Genomic DNA, 20,161 nt, shown 5'->3' with positions numbered 1-20,161 from the left:
ATGTTTAAAAAAACATTATGGCTGGGTGCAATCCTAGCATCATTTTTGCTTTTCTCCGTGCCTGTCAGCGCACATGTCACGGTAAAACCGGGAGAATCAGCAGCAGGCTCATGGGAAACATACACCGTCAAAGTACCGGTTGAAAAAGACAACGCCACAACCAAGGTCGTTCTCAGCATGCCGGACGGTGTTGAATTTCAGCAGTATGAACCGGTGCCAGGCTGGAAAACAAGCACTGAAACCGGTAAAAACGAGAAAGTGACAAGGGTGACGTGGGAAGCCGAAAACGGCGGCATTCAGCCTGGTGAATTCCAACAGTTTACTTTCACCGCCAAAAACCCTGACAAAGAACAAAAGGCCGCCTGGAACGCTTACCAATATTATAAAGACGGCACGATTGTCGAGTGGACCGGCGATGAAAACGCCGATACCCCGCATGCGATCACAAGCATTGTCGATGCTGCAAAGCTCGGGCACGAAACGGTTGACGCACACGGCGCTTCAACGAAACAAAACACAGCCGCAGAAAACGAAGACGGTCAAGCCGGACAAGGGATTCAAACCGCTTCCCTCATCCTGTCGATCCTCGCCGTGCTTCTTGGGGGTGCTGCGCTGCTCTTGACAGTGCGCAAAAAGAAAGCGTAAAAATGAAAAGCTGTCGGGAATATCCCGACAGCCTTTTTGTGCCCATTTCAGTTCGAATCCCGCACGATCTGATAATACATGCCCGTTTTTTGATCGACCACCGCCTCTAAATGAAGCCCGTCATCAGTCTCAAATGTTCCATTCAGGCGAGCGGCATCCCCTGTATATAACGTGTACTTGCTTCCCTTAGGCGTTGTGAACGGTGAAGAAGCTTCCGCACTCTCCGTTTTCGGGTGATCCGATTTTACAATTGCGTAATTTAAGTCGCGGTACCATTGATATTTGCCGTTTTCCCGTTTGATGTGAGCGAGGCAAATTCCCTCTCCCTCCGAATCGCCGAATCGAAAAACGACGACTTGTTCGCCGTTTAAATCGATTTTGTCTATAATATCGTCTTTTGTGATGTTCTCGTAACGAATACCGTCCTCAATCGCTTCCTGTTCGCTGTTCACCCATTTGGTTTGTTCATCATTTTCTTGGGCGCTCGCACAACCCGCAACCAAGATCGCCAAAAATAATAAAACTGTTCGTTTTTTCATCCGCTTCCTCCGACTTTAATTGTTTTAGGGCATTATATGAATTCGGCCAGCGTTGAATATATCCTCTTTGCAGGAAAATTTCCAATACGGTGATTCAAAAATTGACAAACTTATCTTACAATAGAAAAAGTTCTGAATGATTGAGTAGGGAGAGATCGGAGTATGAAAGTATCGATTCTGTTTGTCTTGCTTGCGGCCATTTTATGGGGAACGACGGGAACAACCCAGGCGTTCGCGCCTGAAGAAGCGGCGCCTCTTGTGTTCGGCGCTGTCAGAATGGCGGTCGGCGGCATCACCCTGCTCTTGTTCGCGGCTTTGCGCGGTCAATTAAAACGCAGCGGCTGGCCCGTTAAAACGCTGATTATCGCAGCATTGAGCATGGCATTTTATCAGCCTTTCTTTTTTTCAGCTGTCAGTCTCTCAGGGATCGCCGTCGGAACGGTCGTCGCCATCGGCAGCGCTCCGATTATCGCCGGCTGCCTCGAATGGCTCGTGTTCAAAAAAGTACCCCAAGCGAAATGGTGGATCGCAACGGCTGCAGCGATAGCAGGCGTATCCTTGTTATTCATCCCTTCCGCCTCATCGGGAGGGAGCTTTCTCGGCATATTGCTCGCACTCGGCGCCGGTCTTTCCTTTGCCGTCTATACGCTGACAAGCAAAAAGCTCCTGCAACAGCAGAAGCCGGAGGCTGTCACAGGCACCGTGTTCTTTTTAAGCGCTGTATTGCTTGCCCCGTTGTTGTTTCTGTACGATTTGAGCTGGATCTTATCGGTTCAGGGATCGGCTGTCAGCCTCTATATCGGCGTCATTGCAACCGGTGCCGCGTACCTGTTATTTACGACAGGATTGGCAAAAGTACCCGCCTCAACAGCGGTGACCCTGTCGCTGGCTGAACCGCTCACGGCGTCGCTTTTAGGAACCGTGCTTGTCAAGGAATCGCTGCCTCTTGTTTCCTGGGCCGGAATCGCATTGCTTCTGCTGGGCATTTTTTATATTTCCTATCAGCCCAAAAAGAATAAAATGAACGCTGAACAAGTGAAAGCGTAAAAAACCGCCCGTGGATATGCGGGCGGGTTTTCATGTTGTCTTGTTATTCATCCAAACCGATAGACAAATATTTTGTTTCCAAATACGGCTCGATGCCTTCCTGTCCGCCTTCGCGTCCGATGCCGCTTTCCTTCATGCCGCCGAAAGGCGCCTGAACGGTTGACGGTCCGCCATCATTCCAGCCGAGAATGCCGTAATCAAGATTTTCGGATAAATAGATGCCGCGGCGGTAGTTTTCCGTAAAGAAGTATGCCGCTAAACCGTAAGGCGTATCATTGGCGAGCTTGACTGCTTCGTCCAGCGTTTTAAAAGTCGTAATCGGCGCAACGGGACCGAATGTTTCCTCATGCATGATCGTCATTGAAGGATCAACATCCGTCAGCACTGTCGGGTGGACAAAGTAGCATGATTTCTCATCATCGCTTTCGTATTCGGCGCCGATGAGAACTTTCGCCCCTTTATCCACCGCGTCATTGATTTGATCAACGATTTTTTGGAAGCCGTTTTTATTGATGACCGGGCCGATTGATACACCTTCTTCAAGTCCGTTTCCGACTTTCAGCTTGGCGACTTCCGCGCGGAGTTTTTCTGCAAATTCATCCTTAACCGATTCATGAACGATCAGACGGTTTGCACAGACGCACGTTTGTCCGGCATTCCTGTATTTCGACAGCATCGTCTGTTTAACGGCGAGGTCGATGTTGGCATCTTCATCAACGATCAGCGGAGCATGGCCGCCGAGCTCCATTGACACATGCTTCACCGTCTCGGCGCTGTTTTTCATTAAATGTTTGCCGACAGGCGTTGACCCGGTAAACGTAATCTTGCGGATCAGCGGATGGCTTGTAAAAATAGAACCGATCTCTTTTCCGTCGCCGATCACACACTGAAGGACGTCTTTCGGAATGCCCGCTTCGTGGCCGAGGCGAACGAGCTCAAGCGCCGTTAAAGGCGTGTCAGGCGCAGGCTTGATGATAAAGGTACAGCCTGCCGCCAAAGCCGGTGCCGCTTTTCGCGTGATCATCGCCGCCGGAAAGTTCCACGGGGTAATCGCCGCAACAGGACCGACTCCCTGGCGCGTGACGATGATGCGCTTGTTCGTCACAGATGCGGGAACCGTTCTTCCGTAGATGCGTTTTGCTTCCTCCGCATACCATTCGATATAGCCTGCGCTATATATGACTTCTCCCTGTGCTTCAGCGTACGGCTTGCCGTTTTCAAGCGTAATTAATTTTGCCAGCTCGTCCTTCTGCTCCACAATCAAATCGAACCATTTTTTCAGTAAGCCCGCTCGTTCTGAAGCCGATGTTTTCGACCATTTTTGAAATGCTTCATGCGAGCGTACGACTGCCTCTTCGACTTCCTTTGCAGATTGCTGGGGAACCGATTTGATTTTTTCTCCAGTCGCAGGATTATATACTTCTAGCATGCTGGTCATGTTGAATCTCCTCCCCTTTACGTTTTGAACTGCTGTTGTATAAAAGAAAACCGATCAATGTCCATCCTGCCAAGATCAGCCACTCATACGGCCATGTGAGCGCGGCCGGCATGCCTGGCAAATAAAAGGCAAGAAAGATAACACTTAAGAGGATAGCAGATATACCCGTCGTTTTCCACTTATTGATTTTATACGGCCTGTTTAAATCCGGCTCTGTCTTTCTCAGTTTCATGAATGCAATCGACACGATCAAATATCCGACTATAATACCTGTTCCCCCTGCATTGACGATCCAAACAAGGGCAGGGCGCCCGAGCAGCGGTGCAAAAAATGCCAGCGCTCCCAGAAACAAAATCGCGTTCGTCGGCGTTTTATACTTCGGATGGATGAAACCGAACCATTTCGGCACCATGCCTTTTTCAGACATGGCAAACAGAATGCGGCTCGCGCCGATGATAAATGCGTTCCAGCTTGTAATGATGCCGGCGACTCCGCCGAGGACAAGCACCGTGCCGAACAGCTGGTTCCCGAGCAGATTGACCATTGCATCCGCGGTCGCCAAAGAAGTCGTTGCAAGCTCGCTTTCTGACAGCCCCATCGTCACGCCGAAAACAATCAGCAAATAAAACACGACCGCACTGACAATCGAAATAATCAAAATTTTGCCGATGATTTTTTTCGGGGCATTAATTTCAGCCGCAACCTGTGGGATGACGTCAAATCCGACAAACAGAAACGGTATCATGACGAGGACGGACATCATCCCGGAGAACCCGTCTTTAAAAAGGGGCTGTACATGTTCGACATCACCGTTTACCAAGGCGCCGCCCAAAAGGAGAAAGCCCGTGGCGATAATCGCGATCGTAAAAACCGACTGAAAAATCGCGGCCGGCTTGACGCCGAAGTAATTGAGCGCGGTCAGGACGACCGCACCCCCTGAACCGATCAACACCCAAGTGACATACACGTCCCAGCCGCTAAGCGACCAGAGAAACCCCTGATGTTCGACAGGCAGGACGTAATCGATGACAGTCGGCAATGCGACCGCCTCAAATGTGATCACCGAAACATAGCCGAAAAGCACACCCCAAGCGGCGACAAAAGCCGTTTTCCGACCAAACGCCCTGTAGACGAAAATCAAGCCGCCCCCCGTTTCAGGGATGGCAGAAGACAGCTCCGCGTATGTTAACCCGATTAAGATGACCAGTATGCCGCCGATGATAAATGCGATGGTGCTGCCCAAAAAACCGGCTGTCGAAATCCAGTCGCCGGAAAGGACGACCCAGCCCCAGCCGAGCATAGCCCCGATTGCTAAAAATAGCACATCCGTCTGCGACATCGTTTTTTTCATTTGCTGTTTACCCATCTATATCCGCCCCTTCCTTTAGAAGATGTCAAACTAGAGCTGTTTCAGCGCTTCTTCGATGATGCCGAACCCTTCCTCAAGCAATTCATCAGTAATAACAAGCGGAGACAGAAAACGGATAATGTTGCCATTGATACCTGCCGTCAACAAGAGCAGGCCGTGTTCATTGGCGTACTTGGCAATCTTGGCCGCAGCGGCTTTGTCCGGCTCCCGTGTCTTTTCGTCCCGGACAATTTCAAGCGCCGCCATCGCGCCAAGTCTGCGAACTTCACCAATCTGCGGATATTTCACCTTCCATTCATGCGCTCGCTCTTCAATGGCTTTGCCGATTTCTTCAGAGCGTTTGTTGAGCTGTTCCGATTCGATAATATCGAGCACTGCCAAAGCGGCTACGCATCCAAGCGGACTTCCGGCGTATGTGCCCCCGAGTTCCCCCGGATCCGCCGCATCAAGCATTTCCGCCCGGCCGATGACACCGCTGAGCGGAACACCGGCAGCCAGCGATTTTGACACCGTCACAAGATCAGGAACGACATCAAAATGCTCAATCGCAAAATATTTGCCTGTTCTGGAAAAGCCTGTTTGGATCTCATCGGCGACAAAAACGATGCCGTGTTTTTGACAGAAGGCTGCGACATGCTGCACAAACCGTTTGGAAGGAATAATAAATCCTCCTTCTCCCTGCACCGGCTCCATGACAACACAAGCAACTGTCTCCGGCGCAACAGACGAGACGAAGAAATCGTCAAACGCCTGAATAACCATGTCATCGTAACTTTCATCAGTCATCCCTTCAGGCTTTCTATAGTAGTAAGGAAACGGTGCCTGATATACCTCAGGTGCAAATGGACCGAATCCAAATTTGTATGGTTTAACCTTGCTCGTCATGCTCATCGTCATGTTTGTGCGCCCGTGGAATCCGCGGGTAAAAGAAACGACGGCTTGACGCTTCGTATATTTTCTGGATATTTTCACGGCGTTTTCTACGGCTTCCGCCCCCGAGTTCAGGAAAATCGCTTTTTTCTCGTGTGAGCCCGGTGCAAGCCGGCAAAGCTTTTCCGCCAATTCGACATAGGCCGGATACATCATGACGTTAAAACCGGGATGAATGAGCTGTTCGGCCTGTTGCTTGACAGCTTCTACAACTTTCGGATGTGAATGCCCGACATTTAATGTACCGATCGCCCCGGCAAAATCGATAAAACGGCGCCCGTCAATATCGTATAAAACGGCCCCTTCCCCTTTAGCGGCCAGATGACGGTTTCCGTTGGAGACACCCCTTGCCACAAATTGATCCCGTTTGGCCTGCCAATCTTCCGTTGTGAATGCTTTTGTGTTCAGACTCATAAAAAATCTCTCCCCCACTCTTATTTCTTATAATTCTGAATATTTTTTGGTATGATGAAAAGTACCAATCATTAATTTTCAATGGTACCAGAGGGGAGGCGCTATGATTACGATACCGATTGACCGCTCCAAGGATGCGGATTATATTTATCACCAAATCTATCAACGGATTAAAGAAGAAATTTTCAGCCGCAATCTTTTGCCGGGAAAAAAACTCCCTTCCAAGCGCGAGCTCGCCGAAGCATTGAACGTCAGCATTAATTCGGTCAACGCTGCCTACCAGCAGCTTCTGGCAGAAGGTTATCTTTATTCACGTGAAAGAAAAGGCTTTTTTGTAGAGCAGATCGAAACGTTCCATGCCAGCCGCCATCCCGGCCCTTTTCAATTGGAAAAAGAACTGGTTGAAAAGCCGGCACGCAAAGACGGCTGGATATCGTTTTCCCATATGAGCGTCGATACGGCGCATTTTCCATTTAAAACATGGCTTCGCTGTGAACAGAAAGCGGTTTCTTCTCATGTAAACGAACTTGGAGAAATGACGCATCCGCAAGGTGTCTACGAAGTGCGCCAAACGATCGCACGCTTTATCGCTTTAACGAGAGGCGTCAAGTGTCACCCCGAACAAATCGTGATCAGCGCAGGCACGCAGTCCTTAATTCATACGCTTCAGGATCTTCTCCCCGCCTCAGCCGTCTATGCGATGGAGGAGCCGGGATACAGCCGCATTTTTCGACTGCTGAAAAATGAAGGGAAAGAAGTGGCCACGATTCAGCTCGATCATAAAGGAATGCGGATCAGCGAGATTCACCGTCTGAATCCGGATGTTTTATTTGTCACGCCTTCACACCAGTTTCCAACAGGAATCATTATGCCGGTATCGAGAAGGATTCAGCTTTTAAACTGGGTTTCCGACGGGGAAAACCGCTATATTGTGGAAGACGATTATGACAGCGAATTCAAATACGGGAGCGATACGATCCCCGCCCTGCAAAGCCTTGACCGCTCTGAGAAAGTCATCTATATCGGCACGTTTTCAAAATCGCTTCTTCCGGGCCTGAGAATCAGCTATATGGTACTGCCGCAAAAGCTGCTGAAGCGATATAGAAAAAGGCACCATTTCTCGATTCAATCGAGCAGCGTTTTAACACAGCTCGCCTTGCAGGAATTGATCGAATCGGGGGAATACCAAAAGCACATCAAGAAAATGAACCAGATTTACGAAGAAAAGCGGACAAGGCTGATCGGAAGCCTTGTCAAAACCTTTAACGGCCGGGTGAAAATTAAAGGCGAAAGCGCAGGCCTTCACTTTGTGGCCGATTTTGAAACAGATAGAAGTGAAGAAGAGGTTTTATCAAGAGCAAAGGATAGACGGGTCGAGGTTTACGGCATGAACCGGTTTACGTTAAAGAAAGAGCAGACAAAACATGAAGGAACAGTATCGCTCGTGCTTGGATTTGCTAAAATCGCTGCCGATCAGATCGACAAAGGGACTGCCAAGCTTTATGAAGCGGTATGCGGTGATGAGAAGTTTTAAAAAATACCGGCAGGTTCGCTCCTGCCGGTATCAACTTGGCTTTAGAAAGCCAACGTCTGCCCGTTTACCACCGTTCCTTCTCTACCTGGAGAACCGCCTCAATCAGTCCCGGAAACTGCTCCTCCAATTCCCGTTTGCAGAGGGAGTAATAATGATGCTTCCCTTCAATGCGGACTTTGAGCAGTCCCGCTTCTCTCAGCACCTTGAAATGGTGGGACAGCGTAGACTTTGCGATATTGAGATTTGTGCATGTACCGCACGTTTTCTCGGCTGTGTCAGCCAGGGCTTTGACAATCTCAAGCCTGTATGGATCACTCAAGGCATGGAGAACAGATGTTAACTTCATTTCATTTGTTTTCATGGGTTAAATGTATCATAATCCTAGCTTCAAGACAATTCGTCAAGAAGGCAAATAGGTTGCCGCCAAAGCAAAGACATGTTACGATGCAATTGTTCGATGATTTTCGAACAATCAATTCACTGTGTATATAACGTACACGCAAAGGAATTCTAAATGACATGACGGAGGTTTGAACCGATGATCGTATTGCAAGCCTATATGAAAGTAAAACCAGAAAAACGCAACGCCTTTCTCGAAAGCGTACAACCGCTGCTTAAACATTCAAGAGCTGAAGCCGGCAATGCCCAATACCAGCTGTTTGAAGATACCGAACATGCCAATACATTTGTCATGCTTGAGCAATGGAAAGATCAAAACGCAATTGACGCCCATAATCAGACAGAGCACTTTCAAGCTTTCGTTCAAGCCGCGGGCGACCTTTTATCAGAACCGCTGAATGTGGTTAAAACGCACACACCGGATTAAAGAAAGGATGACGTTTAAATGAATGAAGTATTGAAATCATTGACAGACCATAGATCGATTCGCAGCTATACAGATGAGCCCGTGAACCCTGAACAGCTGGACAAGATCATTCAAGCCGTTCAAGCCGCACCGACTTCAATCAACGGCCAGCAGGTCACCGTGATTACGGTTCAAGATGAAGAACGGAAAAAGAAAATCGCCGAATTGGCCGGCGGACAGGTCTGGATCGAGCAGGCCCCCGTTTTCCTTTTGTTCTGCGCGGACTTCAACCGTGCGAAAATCGCCCTTGAGAAAAACGGCGAAACGCTTGCGATCACAGACGGAATGGAATCCGTGCTTGTCGGAGCTGTCGACGCAGGCATCGCTCTCGGTACGGCCACAGCGGCCGCTGAATCGATGGGGCTTGGCACTGTGCCGATCGGCGCTGTCCGCGGCCGTGCAGAAGAACTGATCGAGCTGCTCAATATTCCCGAATACGTCTTCCCTGTCGCAGGGCTTGTCGTCGGCCATCCGGCGGACCGCTCCGCGAAAAAGCCGCGACTTCCTGAACAAGCGGTAAGGCACAGCGAAACCTATCAACCTGACTTAAAACCGCTGATCGACGCGTACGATGAAGAAATATCCGAATACATGACAAAACGGACAAACGGACAGGAAACAAGAAACTGGTCTCAGGGCATATCCGCTTATTACAATAAAGTGTATTATCCTCACATCCGTGAGATGCTTGAGAAACAAGGATTTAAACTCGAATAGATACTTTAGGCTATCGGTGATCGATAGCCTTTTTTCATGCGTTCCATTCCACATTTCGATGAGCATCGAAGGTCTTTACCTTTACACTATGTAAAAAAGGAGTGGAACACATGAAACCATTTGCAAAATATAAAGCATTTCTAGACCTCCATCATCAGTCAGGCCCGTTCGTTCTGCCGAATGCCTGGGATGCGGCCAGCGCCAAAGCGTTTCAAAACTGCGGTTTTAAAGCAGTCGGCACAACCAGCGCCGGAATTGCCATGTCCCTCGGCTATCCCGACGGCGAACATCTCCCTTTTGAAACATTGCTTTCCGTCCTGAAAACCATCACGGATGCCGTCGATATTCCCGTCAGCGCAGATCTTGAAGCGGGTTACGGCCAATCACCGGAAGCAGTTGCTGAAAACGCAAAAAAAGCCGCAGCGGCCGGCGTTGTCGGTATGAATATTGAAGACGGAACGAAAGACCCCTGCCGGCCGCTTTGTGATGCAACATTAATGGAAGAAAAAATTGCGGCTGTCAAAAAACTGAACCTTCCTGTTTTGATCAATGCCCGCACGGATGTATACTGGCTCAATGCAGACGCTCCCGGTTCCCGGCTTCAAACAGCCGTCCGGCGGGCAAATCGGTACAGACAAGCAGGCGCGGACTGCATATTTATCCCCGGAGCCAATGATACAGGCACCATTGCCGGGCTGAGAAAAGATATACCCGGACCACTCAACGTACTGGCCGGCTCACACACTCCCTCTTTACAAATTCTTTCCGAACTGGGGATCGAAAGAATCAGCTGCGGATCCGCCCCGTTCAGAGCCGCCCTGTCGCTGGTGAAAAAGATCGGTGAAGACATCATCACCCGCGGCTCCTTCAGTCATATGACGGACGGAGTCCTTTCATACGGCGAAGCTGCCGATTGGATCAGCCTTCATCGTAACCCAAAACAAAATCGTTGACCTAAACAGTTCGGTCTGTTAATATTTCATTTATGAAAACTCATGGGTTTTTTCGTAACCCATGAGTTTTATCATTGCGAAAGAAGGAGCCGGAATGAACGAAAAAAGAGCAGCAGTCTTAAGGGCCGCCAAAAAGCTGTTTGCCCAAAAAGGCTATCATAACGTTGCAATGCAAGCGATCGCTGAAGAATGCAAAATGTCAAAAGCATCTATTTATAAACTGTTTCAATCTAAAGAAGATCTTCTGCTGGCATTGATCAAGTTCAGAAAGCATGAAATGCTGAACAAAAGCGCCATCATCAATACGGAAACCTCGCTGACGCCAAAAGAAAGACTCGCTAAAAAAATCGCTTTGGAGATTACGGAATTCAGGGAAAACCGCCAATTTATCAATTTCCTCTCCAATGAGGGATCGTCTCCGGATACCGCGGTATTTAAAAAGCATCTGAAAGAAACAAAATCGCTGATCATCAGCTGGCATAAAGACTCTATCATTCAAGCGTACGGCGAAGAGGTGGAACCGTTTATATGGGATATCGTCATCATTTTCCACGGTTTGATGAGAGAATTCCTGTTTTTAGTCGGCACTGGAAAAGCGCAGCCCGACGTTAAAACGATTCCGCCATTCATTATGTCGGTTCTGGATCTCTTCATAGAGAAAAAGCTGAACGAAGATCAGAAAAGTTCATTAAATGAAGACATTATTGCCTCCTATACGAATTTCTCATCATGCTGGGCACCGCCCAAAAAAGAGGAATTGCTTGAAGACCTTTTGCAAAAACTGAAAAACAAGATTTCCTCGCTGCCACAAGACGACGTTTCCGTGACAGAATTGCTGTCTGCCGCAGATTTGCTGAGCGAGGAGCTTTTCGCCAATGAGCCCCGCACGTATTTAATTAAGGCTCTCCTTGATTACCTTGGAAAAATCGAGGCGCTACAATGCGATGTTTCACAAATACAAACAATTAGTATCAAAGAATAAGAGGGATTGATATGAACACAGGAACTGAACAACAGACATACAACAGAAATATCATCGTAGGTTTGCTCATTGCAGGGGCGTTTATCGCGATCTTGAACCAAACGCTTCTGGTTACGGCACTGCCGCATATTATGGCAGACTTAAACATAGACGCTACAAAAGCTCAATGGCTGACAACGGCGTTCATGCTGACAAACGGGATTCTCATTCCGATTACCGCCTTTTTAATCGAAAAATTTTCGAGCCGCGCGCTCGTCATCGCCGCGATGAGCATCTTTGTGGCGGGAACGGTCGTCGGCGCAGTTGCGCCTAACTTCCCGGTTCTCCTTGCGGCGCGAATCATCCAGGCCGCGGGTGCGGGAATTATGATGCCGCTCATGCAGACGATCTTTTTAACGATTTTCCCGGTTGAAAAACGCGGGGCTGCAATGGGTATGGTCGGTTTGGTCATCGCATTTGCACCGGCCATCGGACCGACATTGTCAGGCTGGATCGTCGACAGCTTTACATGGAGATACTTATTTTATATTATTCTGCCAATTGCCCTGATTGATCTTGTGCTTGTCATCTTACTGATGAAAAACGTTACGAAATTGAGAGAAACATCAGTGGACATCTTATCTATTATCCTGTCCAGCCTGGGTTTCGGCGGTTTATTGTACGGTTTCAGCAACGCCGGATCAGAAGGCTGGGGAAGCAATACCGTTTTAATTTCCTTTGCAGTCGGTGCGGTCGCTCTGTTCTTCTTTATCTCTAGACAATTAAGAATCAAAAGGCCGATACTCGAGTTTCGCGTTTTCCAATCGTGGACTTTTACGATAACAACGCTCCTCGGTATGATCGTTTTTGCATTAATGATCGGTACTGAAACCATTTTGCCGCTGTATACGCAAAACGTCAGAGACGTGACAGCTTTCGATTCCGGGCTGATGCTTCTGCCGGGCGCGATAGCAATGGGCATCATGTCGCCGATCATCGGCCGGATTTTTGACAAGATCGGCGGAAAAGGTCTTGCGATTATCGGTTTTGCCGTCTTGCTGCTGACGTCGATCCCGTTTGCGGATCTGCAAATGGATACTTCGCTGACATTTATTATCGTCATTTATACGCTGCGGATGATGGGCACTTCCATGATTATGATGCCTCTCACAACCGCTGGCATCAATGCACTTCCGATGCATCTCATCCCGCACGGAACAGCGATGAACAATACGATGCGCCAGATCGGCGGTTCAATCGGCACGGCCGTTTTGATTTCTGTCATGAGCAATTCAGCCAAAAACGCTGCCGCATCTAACCCGTTAAATGCGCTCATTCACGGCATGAATTCCGCCTTTATCGTGGCCGCTGTCTTGGCGCTGATCGGATTTATCCTTTCGTTCACATTGAAAAAGAAGCCGCAGGCCGACAAACAAGGCCAGCCGGCGCGCTGATCCTGACACGCCAGTTCAATCAAACTGGCGTGTTTTTATATGGTTTGATATATTTGATCCCTTGCAGCGTAAGAAGCATGAAGACCTGCTCTGCGTCTCCTTTCATATGAAATGAATATCATTCGAATTCTTCTCCTGAACAGACAAAAAGGCTGCCGGATACACCGGCAGCCTCGCTCTTTTATTTTAATCCATTTTCAACTTCTGTCACCATTTCAGATACGGACTCAAGACCTCCGCCTGACAGGTACCAGTAACCTGGATCAAGATATGTGATATGGCTCTTTTTATAAGCTTTTGTTGATTTTACAATTTCATTTTCAATGACTTCTTTTGCTGTTCCTTTTTCGCCGATGGCAGCGCTTCGGTCGATGACAAACAGGTAATCAGGGTTCTTTTCAGAAATATACTCGGAAGAGACGCTTTGACCGTGAAGGGAAGCCTCGATGTTTTTGTCGACAGGTTCAACGCCGAGCACATCATGGATCAAACCGAATCTTGAGCCGCTTCCATATGCGCTGATTTGTTTATCGCTTGTTAAGACGACCAATCCTTTGCCGCCTTTTTCTTTCGCAAGCTTGTTGGCTTTCTCTACTTTATCATCGATTTTCGCAAGAGCTTCTTTGACAGCATCTTCTTTACCGAAGATTTTTCCAATATTTTCGGTATTTTCTTTAAAACTGTTCATGTAGTTCTTCTGGTCAAGCTCGATGTCGATCGTCGGTGCGATCCTTTTAAACTCGTCATACTGCTCAGACTGTCTGCCTTCGATGATGATCAAATCGGGGTCAAGCTCTGCAATTTTTTCAAAATCAGGCTCTTTTAGTCCGCCGACGCTTTCGTATTTACTGTCTTTGTATTTTTTCAAGTAAGACGGGAGGGTTTGTTTCGGAAGGCCGACAACGCGATCGCTCAAGCCAAGCTCGTCAAGCGTGTCAAGCATTCCAAAGTTGAAGACAACGACTTTTTTCGGGTTTTTCGGTACATCTGTTGTACCGCTGTTATGTTTAATTGTGACGGTTTCTTTTTTAGAGGAAGATTTTGCATCTGTATCAGCAGCTTTGTTTCCGCAGGCGGATACGACAAGAACGGTTATCAATGCCATAATCAATAAAGATAGTTTTTTCAATTCAAGTCACCTCATCATTTAAAATATACACAGATTTTTTGGTCTCCGATTTGTTGGATCGGAATGTCCATATCATAGATGTCTTTCAGCACCGGCGTTTGGATAATGTCTTCCGCCGGCCCCTCTTTTACAATCCGCCCGTTTTTCAGGGCTGCGATTCTGTCTGAATAAACCGAGGCAAAATTAATGTCATGAATGACAATGACGATCGTTTTACCGCGATTTTCGACAAGGTCTTTCAAGAGCTTCATTATCTCTACTGAATGTTTCATATCGAGGTTATTTAATGGTTCATCAAGCAATATATAGTCGGTATCCTGAGCGATGACCATTGCGATAAAAGCACGCTGGCACTGGCCGCCGCTCAACTGATCGAGGTGTTTATGCTCAATCTCTCTCAGCTTCATATAATCAATCGCTTCGTCGACATATGCCCAGTCCTCTTTCGAGAGCCTTCCCTGTGAATAAGGAAATCTGCCGAAACTGACGAGCTCCCTGACAGTCAGCCTGATGTTGATCTGGTTGGACTGCTTTAAAATGCTGATTTTTTTGGCTAAATCATTGCTTTTGTATGCGCTGATTTCCTTGCCGTCAATCAGCACTTTTCCGGCGTCCATGCCGATCAGCCTGCTGATGATGGACAAAAGCGTGCTTTTCCCCGCTCCGTTCGGTCCGATGAAGGACGTGATCATTCCTTTTTTTATCGTTAAAGTCGTGGGATGAACAACGGTCTGCTCTCCGAATTGTTTCATGATATCTTGTACTTCTATCATCATTTACGCTCCTTCAGCAACAGGTAAATAAAATAAATCCCGCCGATAAAATCAATGATCACAACAAGCGTCACCGTTAAACCAAACAGTTTTTCAACAATGAACTGGCCCCCGACAAGCGCAATGATGCTGAACAAAACCGCTCCGGGAATCAGGACGCTGTGCTTATACGTTTTAAATACTTCCCGCGCCACATTGACGACGAGCAGCCCCAAAAATGTGATCGGCCCTACAAGTGCAGTAGACACGGAGACGAGAACGGCGACGACGATCAGCATTTTCTTCACCGTCCGGTCGTAATCGATTCCGAGGTTGACGGCTTGATCCCTGCCGAGCGAAATGACATCAAAGTACGGATTATACCGCCAAGCGTAAACGAGAATCGCCAGAATGATGAGCGAAGCAAGCATTAAAATGTCCGTGTTCAAATTGTTGAAGCTGGCAAACATCTTGTTTTGAACAACTTGAAACTCGTTCGGATCGATCAGCATTTGCATAAAGGATGACAGGCTTCTGAACAATGTGCCGCATACGATTCCAACTAACAGCAGCAAGAAGATGTGCCTTCCCCCGCGGCGAAACATCAGGAAAAACAACACAAATGAAAAACAGACCATCAAACCGGTTGACAATAAAAAATTGCCGTTTTTACCAAGATCGGCAAGTTTGGCTGCACCGAAAAAGTAAATAATCCCGGTTTGCAGCAGAACATAGAGAGAATCGAGTCCGAGAATGCTCGGCGTCAAAATTCTGTTGTTTGTGATCGTTTGGAAAATCATCGACGAATACGCAATGGCTGTACCGACAACGATGATCGCAAAAACTTTGGCAAACCTCCGCGGAAGCGCATATTCCCATACAGACGGCAATCCGTAGAACAGAAACAAGCCGATGCAGGCTGCCGCTATCACGATGAGTATAAGCATTTTCTGTTTATGACGCATAGGCTTTTCTCCTTAAAAGCAAGTAAAGAAAAACGCCGCTCCCGATGATGCCGACCATCAAACCAACCGAAATTTCGTACGGGTAAATGACGAGACGTCCCGCTATATCGCAAAACAAGACGAAAACGGCTCCGAGAACCGCCGTATGAGGCAGGCTGTTTTTCAAATGATCTCCCCTGTAGATGGACACGATGTTCGGGATGATCAATCCCAAAAAGGGAAGCGTGCCGACCGTCAGGATGACGACGGACGAAATAATAGATACGATGATCAATCCGATATTGACCACCCGCTTATAATTCAATCCAAGATTGATGGAAAAAGACTCCCCCATCCCGGCCAACGTAAATTTATTGGCGAACAGATAGGCAATGATAACGAGCGGTATACTCAGAAATAAGAGCTCATACCTCCCCTTCATGACCAGCGAAAAATTCCCTTCAAACCATGCATTGACGTTTTGAATGATATTGTACTGATAAGCCATGAAAGTGGAGATGGCGCTGACAACACTTCCGAGCATCATACCGACGAGAGGGATGAAGATCGCATCTTTGAACTTGATTCTGTCCAAAATTTTGACGAACAAAAAACTGCCAAACAGTGCAAAAACAAAGGCAAACAGTATTTTAACCACAATTCCTGCAGACGAAAAAAGCACGATCGCAATGATCACACCGAGCCTCGCCCAATCCATCGTTCCAGCGGTGGTCGGTGAAACAAATTTATTGCGCGTTAGCTGCTGCATGATCAGCCCGCAAATGCTCAAGCTCATTCCCGCAAGCACGATGCTAATCAAGCGCGGAATTCTACTTATGTAAAGCGTTTGAATTTCGTCCTCGTTAAAGCGGAAAAGATCAAGAGGCGAAAGCTCCTTAACGCCGATGAATATCGAGCTGATTGAAAGAATGATGAGCATTAGCAATAAGTATCGTAATTTCATGCTGCAGTAGCCTCCTTGCACAACAAAGCAAACCCCTCCGCCGACGTTAATGATTATCATTATCAATAAGGGTCTTCATATATCTTACCATTTTTTCTGACATAGTCAATAAGATTAATAGATACAAAGGTTGAAACCATGCGATTTCCCCATCTTTAGTCCTCCTCAAAAATACATTTGTTCATTCGTGAAAGAAAAACCTTGATTCTTCTTGTAAAAAGCGCAATAATTAAGATTAAATTTATTTCGAAAATTTAAACTTTGGGAGATGTAACAAATGAAAGTCGTTAAATTTGGGGGCAGCTCGCTCGCTTCAGGGGCTCAGCTAGAGAAAGTATTTCAAATTGTCACTTCTGATCCGGAAAGGAAGGCCGTCGTTGTATCAGCACCCGGAAAACGGCACCCCGAGGATACGAAAGTAACGGACCTTTTAATCGAATGCGCCGAACAGTACTTATCATCAAAAAAAGCGCCCGATCTGGTTGAGGCGATTGTCGGACGATATGCCGATATCGCGCTTGAGCTCGGACTTGACGATGTCGTGATCGACCGGGTCCGGGCCGACCTGCTTCAGCTGCTCGAAGGTGATAAAACAAATCCGGAACGGTTTATCGATGCGGTCAAAGCAAGCGGCGAAGATAACAATGCCAAATTGGTAGCGGCTTACTTCAGGCACCAGGGAGTTGAAGCGCACTATGTCAGTCCAAAAGACGCCGGGCTGTTTGTGACGAGCGAGCCAGGCAACGCACAAGTCCTGCCCGAGTCGTATGACAATCTGTTTCAGCTGAGACAGCAAAAGGGCATCATCATCTTTCCCGGCTTCTTCGGATTCAGCCGGGAAGGCGAAGTCATGACGTTTTCGCGAAGCGGCTCTGACATTACAGGTTCCATTTTAGCGAATGGATTGAAAGCCGAGTTGTATGAAAACTTCACTGACGTTGACGCCGTTTATTCTGTCAACCCGGCGATCGTATCCAACCCGAAAGAAATCCGCGAGCTGACATACCGGGAAATGAGGGAGTTGTCGTATGCAGGCTTTTCCGTCTTTCATGATGAAGCATTGATCCCTGCTTTCCGGGCGCGCATACCGGTTCAGATCAAAAATACAAACAATCCGGACGCGGAGGGGACAAGAGTTGTCACCACACGCGACAATACGAACGGACCTGTCGTCGGGATCGCCAGCGACAGCGGATTTTGCAGCATTTACATCAGCAAATATTTAATGAACCGCGAAATCGGCTTCGGACGCCGCGTTCTGCAAATCCTTGAAGATGACGGACTGACGTATGAACACATTCCATCCGGCATTGATGATATTACGATCATTTTAAGGCAGGATCAAATGGATCAAGCAGCAGAAAAACGGATAATCAAACGGATTAAGGAAGAACTGGATGCCGATGAAGTGACGATTGAACACAATATTGCCCTGATTATGGTCGTCGGCGAAGCCATGCGCCATAACGTCGGAACGACGGCAAGAGCGTCAAAAGCATTGTCCGATGCGCGTGTCAACATCGAAATGATCAACCAGGGCTCCTCGGAAGTCAGCATGATGTTCGGCGTTAAGGAAGCTCAGGAAAAACAAGCGGTCCGCGCGTTATACCAGGAATTTTTCGCAAAAGTTCTCGTTTAAAAAAACCCCTTTTTTTATGGGGTTTTTTTGCTGTCAGAAAATATACCCTTCCCTAAAATTGCCTGCCTTAAATTCATTCACAAAACCGTTTTGAAAGCCGATATGTAAAGTAAATAAACTGATGGGAGAACACTTATGAATCTGTTGAAAAATATAAAAATCAGAAGCAAACTATTTGTCATCATTATCATTTCAGCGCTGGCTTTGTCGATTGTCGGCATCCAGGGGATAGGCGGGCTGAACAAGCTTTCCAAAGGTTCAGAGATCATCTATCAAGATCAATTGGTTCCCAACCAGTTGTTTGCAAATTTAAAAGCGAACAACCTTGATATTGATACGTACAAATTCGAGCTGATGGTGACGAAAGACAACGATCGAAATGAAACATTGCAAAAACACATTAGGGAAAAAAACGAAGAAAACAGCACCTTAATGGAAAAAATCGATCAGCTGAAATTAATGGACAACGTCTCTAAAAAATACGAAAATTTCAAAACCGAATACAAGAAATTGCAAGATATCAGCAGCGAGATGCTCAGCTTGGCGGTGAAGAACGAAAATGATAAAGCATATGACGTCTATCTAAAAAAGATGGAGCCTCAAAGAGAAACGGTCAACCAGCTCATTGAAGACATTCAAACCTTAAATGCTGATAACGCCAAAACAATCTATCAGCAGGATTCTAAAGAAGCCGGTTCAATCATCACGCTTCTCATCATTGTCATTGCTGTAGCGCTTGTTTTATCCATCTCGATCGGCCTCTTAATGACAAGGCTGATCACAAAGCCGATCAAAGACATTCAGGCGCTGTTCGCAGAAACTGAGCAAGGCGATTTTACTGTCAAAGGAACATATCAATCGAAAGATGAATTGGGATTGCTGACATCATCATTTAACAAAATGGTAGGAGGCGTCCGTTCGATCATTGAAACGGTCGGCGAAACGTCGCACCAAGTTGCTTCTTCATCACAAGAGCTGAGCGCCAGTGCGGATGAAAGCACAAAGGCGAGCGAGTACATCTCAACAACGATCCAGGAGCTTGCAGTAGGCTCCGATCAGCAGGTGGAAAGCGTTGAAAACAGCAGAACCGTTATTATGGGAATGACCGAGTTTGCCGGAAGAATTTCTTCAAATGCCGAAAAAGCGGCCGCCACCGCTGACCAGACGGCGAAGATGTCGCTTGAAGGCACGAAAGCCATTGATAAAGTGAGCACTCAAATGAAGTCTATTAATGAAACGGTCGTCTCGCTCTCAGAAGCATTTAAACATTTAACAGAGCGTTCCAATGAGATCGGAAATATTACCGAAGTGATTACGAGCATCGCTGAACAAACGAACCTGCTTGCTTTAAACGCGGCCATTGAAGCGGCCCGGGCGGGAGAACAAGGAAAAGGCTTTGCCGTCGTCGCGGATGAAGTCAGGAAATTAGCCGAGCAATCGGCCCGCTCAGCAGAACAGATTACAAGATTGATTACGATCATTCAAAACGATACGAAGCAGACAATGAACTCGGTCATTTCGGCAACCGGCGAAGTCAAAGAAGGACTTGTCGTCGTTCATGAAGCGGGAGGCGCGTTCCAAAAAATCGAAAACTCGATTACGGAGGTCGTCACACAGATCAATGACGTGACAAACTTGGTGAAAAACCTGACAGCCGGCGCAAGCGAAATCGAAACCGCCATTTCCGGCGTCAAAGAAGTAGCCGAAACAGCAGCGGGAGGCACGCAAACGGTTAGTGCGGCAACTCAGGAGCAGCTTGCTTCAATGGAAGAAATCGCCGCCGCATCACAGATCCTCGCGCAAAACGCCGAAGAGCTGCAGCACCTGATCCAGAAATTCAAAATTAAAGATTAACAAAACCCGCCAG

The 20,161-nt window shown here is 47.4% G+C and carries 19 protein-coding genes and 1 pseudogene; 11 read left to right on the top strand and 9 right to left on the bottom strand.

Annotation, left to right across the window (positions count from 1 at the left end; all coding sequences use genetic code 11):
- The gene (locus tag M1D67_RS02485; RefSeq protein ID WP_396278985.1) at window positions 1-645 is read left to right on the top strand and encodes a YcnI family copper-binding membrane protein; all 645 of its coding nucleotides are present in this window, start codon (window positions 1-3) and stop codon (window positions 643-645) included.
- A 47-nt stretch (window positions 646-692) separates the two neighbouring features.
- On the opposite strand, the gene M1D67_RS02480 is transcribed toward M1D67_RS02485, so the two are convergent.
- Entirely contained in the window at window positions 693-1,184 is a 492-nt protein-coding gene (locus M1D67_RS02480; RefSeq protein ID WP_026580557.1) for a hypothetical protein, read from the bottom strand.
- A 162-nt stretch (window positions 1,185-1,346) separates the two neighbouring features.
- Here M1D67_RS02480 and M1D67_RS02475 point away from each other — a divergent pair, with 162 nt between their 5' ends.
- Entirely contained in the window at window positions 1,347-2,231 is an 885-nt protein-coding gene (locus M1D67_RS02475) for a DMT family transporter (RefSeq protein ID WP_026580556.1), read from the top strand.
- A 43-nt stretch (window positions 2,232-2,274) separates the two neighbouring features.
- On the opposite strand, the gene gabD is transcribed toward M1D67_RS02475, so the two are convergent.
- The 3 genes from gabD to gabT are packed head-to-tail and all read right to left on the bottom strand — an operon-like array spanning window position 2,275 to window position 6,382.
- Window positions 2,275-3,669 (bottom strand): succinate-semialdehyde dehydrogenase, encoded by a 1,395-nt coding sequence (gene gabD, locus M1D67_RS02470; RefSeq protein WP_130569388.1) that lies wholly within the window; start codon window positions 3,667-3,669, stop codon window positions 2,275-2,277.
- Complete coding sequence (locus tag M1D67_RS02465) at window positions 3,644-5,035, bottom strand: APC family permease (protein ID WP_130569389.1); 1,392 nt, start codon at window positions 5,033-5,035, stop codon at window positions 3,644-3,646. The genes gabD and M1D67_RS02465 overlap by 26 nt, the downstream gene beginning before the upstream one ends.
- Before the next feature lie 33 nt (window positions 5,036-5,068).
- Window positions 5,069-6,382, bottom strand: coding sequence for a 4-aminobutyrate--2-oxoglutarate transaminase (gene gabT / locus M1D67_RS02460; RefSeq protein WP_479831573.1), 1,314 nt, complete (start codon window positions 6,380-6,382; stop codon window positions 5,069-5,071).
- A gap of 103 nt (window positions 6,383-6,485) precedes the next feature.
- Here gabT and gabR point away from each other — a divergent pair, with 103 nt between their 5' ends.
- Window positions 6,486-7,916 carry a MocR-like transcriptional regulator GabR gene (gene gabR, locus M1D67_RS02455; RefSeq protein ID WP_479831572.1) on the top strand — a complete coding sequence of 477 codons (1,431 nt, stop codon included), beginning with the start codon at window positions 6,486-6,488 and terminating at the stop codon, window positions 7,914-7,916.
- Between the two features lie 64 nt (window positions 7,917-7,980).
- Here gabR and M1D67_RS02450 read toward each other — a convergent pair whose 3' ends face one another.
- Window positions 7,981-8,277, bottom strand: coding sequence for an ArsR/SmtB family transcription factor (locus M1D67_RS02450; protein ID WP_026580551.1), 297 nt, complete (start codon window positions 8,275-8,277; stop codon window positions 7,981-7,983).
- 177 nt (window positions 8,278-8,454) lie between these two features.
- On the opposite strand from M1D67_RS02450, the gene M1D67_RS02445 reads away from it, so the two are divergent.
- The 5 genes from M1D67_RS02445 to M1D67_RS02425 all read left to right on the top strand — a co-directional run bounded on the left by M1D67_RS02445 (window position 8,455) and on the right by M1D67_RS02425 (window position 12,866).
- The gene (locus M1D67_RS02445) at window positions 8,455-8,742 is read left to right on the top strand and encodes a putative quinol monooxygenase (protein WP_020450178.1); all 288 of its coding nucleotides are present in this window, start codon (window positions 8,455-8,457) and stop codon (window positions 8,740-8,742) included.
- Between the two features lie 18 nt (window positions 8,743-8,760).
- Window positions 8,761-9,498, top strand: coding sequence for an NADPH-dependent oxidoreductase (locus M1D67_RS02440; protein WP_059231859.1), 738 nt, complete (start codon window positions 8,761-8,763; stop codon window positions 9,496-9,498).
- A gap of 110 nt (window positions 9,499-9,608) precedes the next feature.
- Window positions 9,609-10,451 carry an isocitrate lyase/PEP mutase family protein gene (locus tag M1D67_RS02435; protein ID WP_026580549.1) on the top strand — a complete coding sequence of 281 codons (843 nt, stop codon included), beginning with the start codon at window positions 9,609-9,611 and terminating at the stop codon, window positions 10,449-10,451.
- Between the two features lie 94 nt (window positions 10,452-10,545).
- Window positions 10,546-11,433 (top strand): TetR/AcrR family transcriptional regulator, encoded by an 888-nt coding sequence (locus M1D67_RS02430; protein ID WP_020450175.1) that lies wholly within the window; start codon window positions 10,546-10,548, stop codon window positions 11,431-11,433.
- 11 nt (window positions 11,434-11,444) lie between these two features.
- A complete protein-coding gene (locus M1D67_RS02425) occupies window positions 11,445-12,866 on the top strand; it encodes an MDR family MFS transporter (RefSeq protein ID WP_101561618.1) in 1,422 nt (473 codons plus the stop codon).
- A 181-nt stretch (window positions 12,867-13,047) separates the two neighbouring features.
- Here the strand turns inward: M1D67_RS02425 and M1D67_RS02420 are convergent, their stop codons facing one another.
- From M1D67_RS02420 to M1D67_RS02405, 4 genes are read right to left on the bottom strand one after another with little or no spacing between them, the layout of a single operon-like run.
- Complete coding sequence (locus tag M1D67_RS02420; protein ID WP_023855630.1) at window positions 13,048-13,995, bottom strand: siderophore ABC transporter substrate-binding protein; 948 nt, start codon at window positions 13,993-13,995, stop codon at window positions 13,048-13,050.
- Window positions 13,996-14,009: 14 nt separating this feature from the next.
- Window positions 14,010-14,768, bottom strand: a complete 759-nt coding sequence (locus M1D67_RS02415; protein ID WP_479831571.1) for an iron ABC transporter ATP-binding protein — start codon at window positions 14,766-14,768, stop codon at window positions 14,010-14,012.
- The gene (locus M1D67_RS02410; protein WP_020450171.1) at window positions 14,768-15,712 is read right to left on the bottom strand and encodes an iron chelate uptake ABC transporter family permease subunit; all 945 of its coding nucleotides are present in this window, start codon (window positions 15,710-15,712) and stop codon (window positions 14,768-14,770) included. Before M1D67_RS02410 ends, M1D67_RS02415 begins: the two co-directional genes overlap by 1 nt.
- Entirely contained in the window at window positions 15,702-16,655 is a 954-nt protein-coding gene (locus M1D67_RS02405) for an ABC transporter permease (protein ID WP_026580546.1), read from the bottom strand. The genes M1D67_RS02410 and M1D67_RS02405 overlap by 11 nt, the downstream gene beginning before the upstream one ends.
- Before the next feature lie 277 nt (window positions 16,656-16,932).
- On the opposite strand from M1D67_RS02405, the gene M1D67_RS02400 reads away from it, so the two are divergent.
- From M1D67_RS02400 to M1D67_RS02390, 3 genes and pseudogenes are all read left to right on the top strand, one after another.
- On the top strand, window positions 16,933-18,294 hold the full coding sequence (locus M1D67_RS02400) for an aspartate kinase (protein WP_039073206.1): 1,362 nt from the start codon (window positions 16,933-16,935) through the stop codon (window positions 18,292-18,294).
- A gap of 135 nt (window positions 18,295-18,429) precedes the next feature.
- Window positions 18,430-19,146, top strand: a pseudogene (locus M1D67_RS02395) (MCP four helix bundle domain-containing protein); the annotation flags it as partial.
- A gap of 48 nt (window positions 19,147-19,194) precedes the next feature.
- The gene (locus M1D67_RS02390; protein WP_373367326.1) at window positions 19,195-20,148 is read left to right on the top strand and encodes a methyl-accepting chemotaxis protein; all 954 of its coding nucleotides are present in this window, start codon (window positions 19,195-19,197) and stop codon (window positions 20,146-20,148) included.
- Window positions 20,149-20,161: the final 13 nt, after the last annotated feature.

Source organism: Bacillus sp. PK6-025 (assembly GCF_056530265.1).
This window is presented reverse-complemented; position numbering and strand designations above follow the sequence as displayed.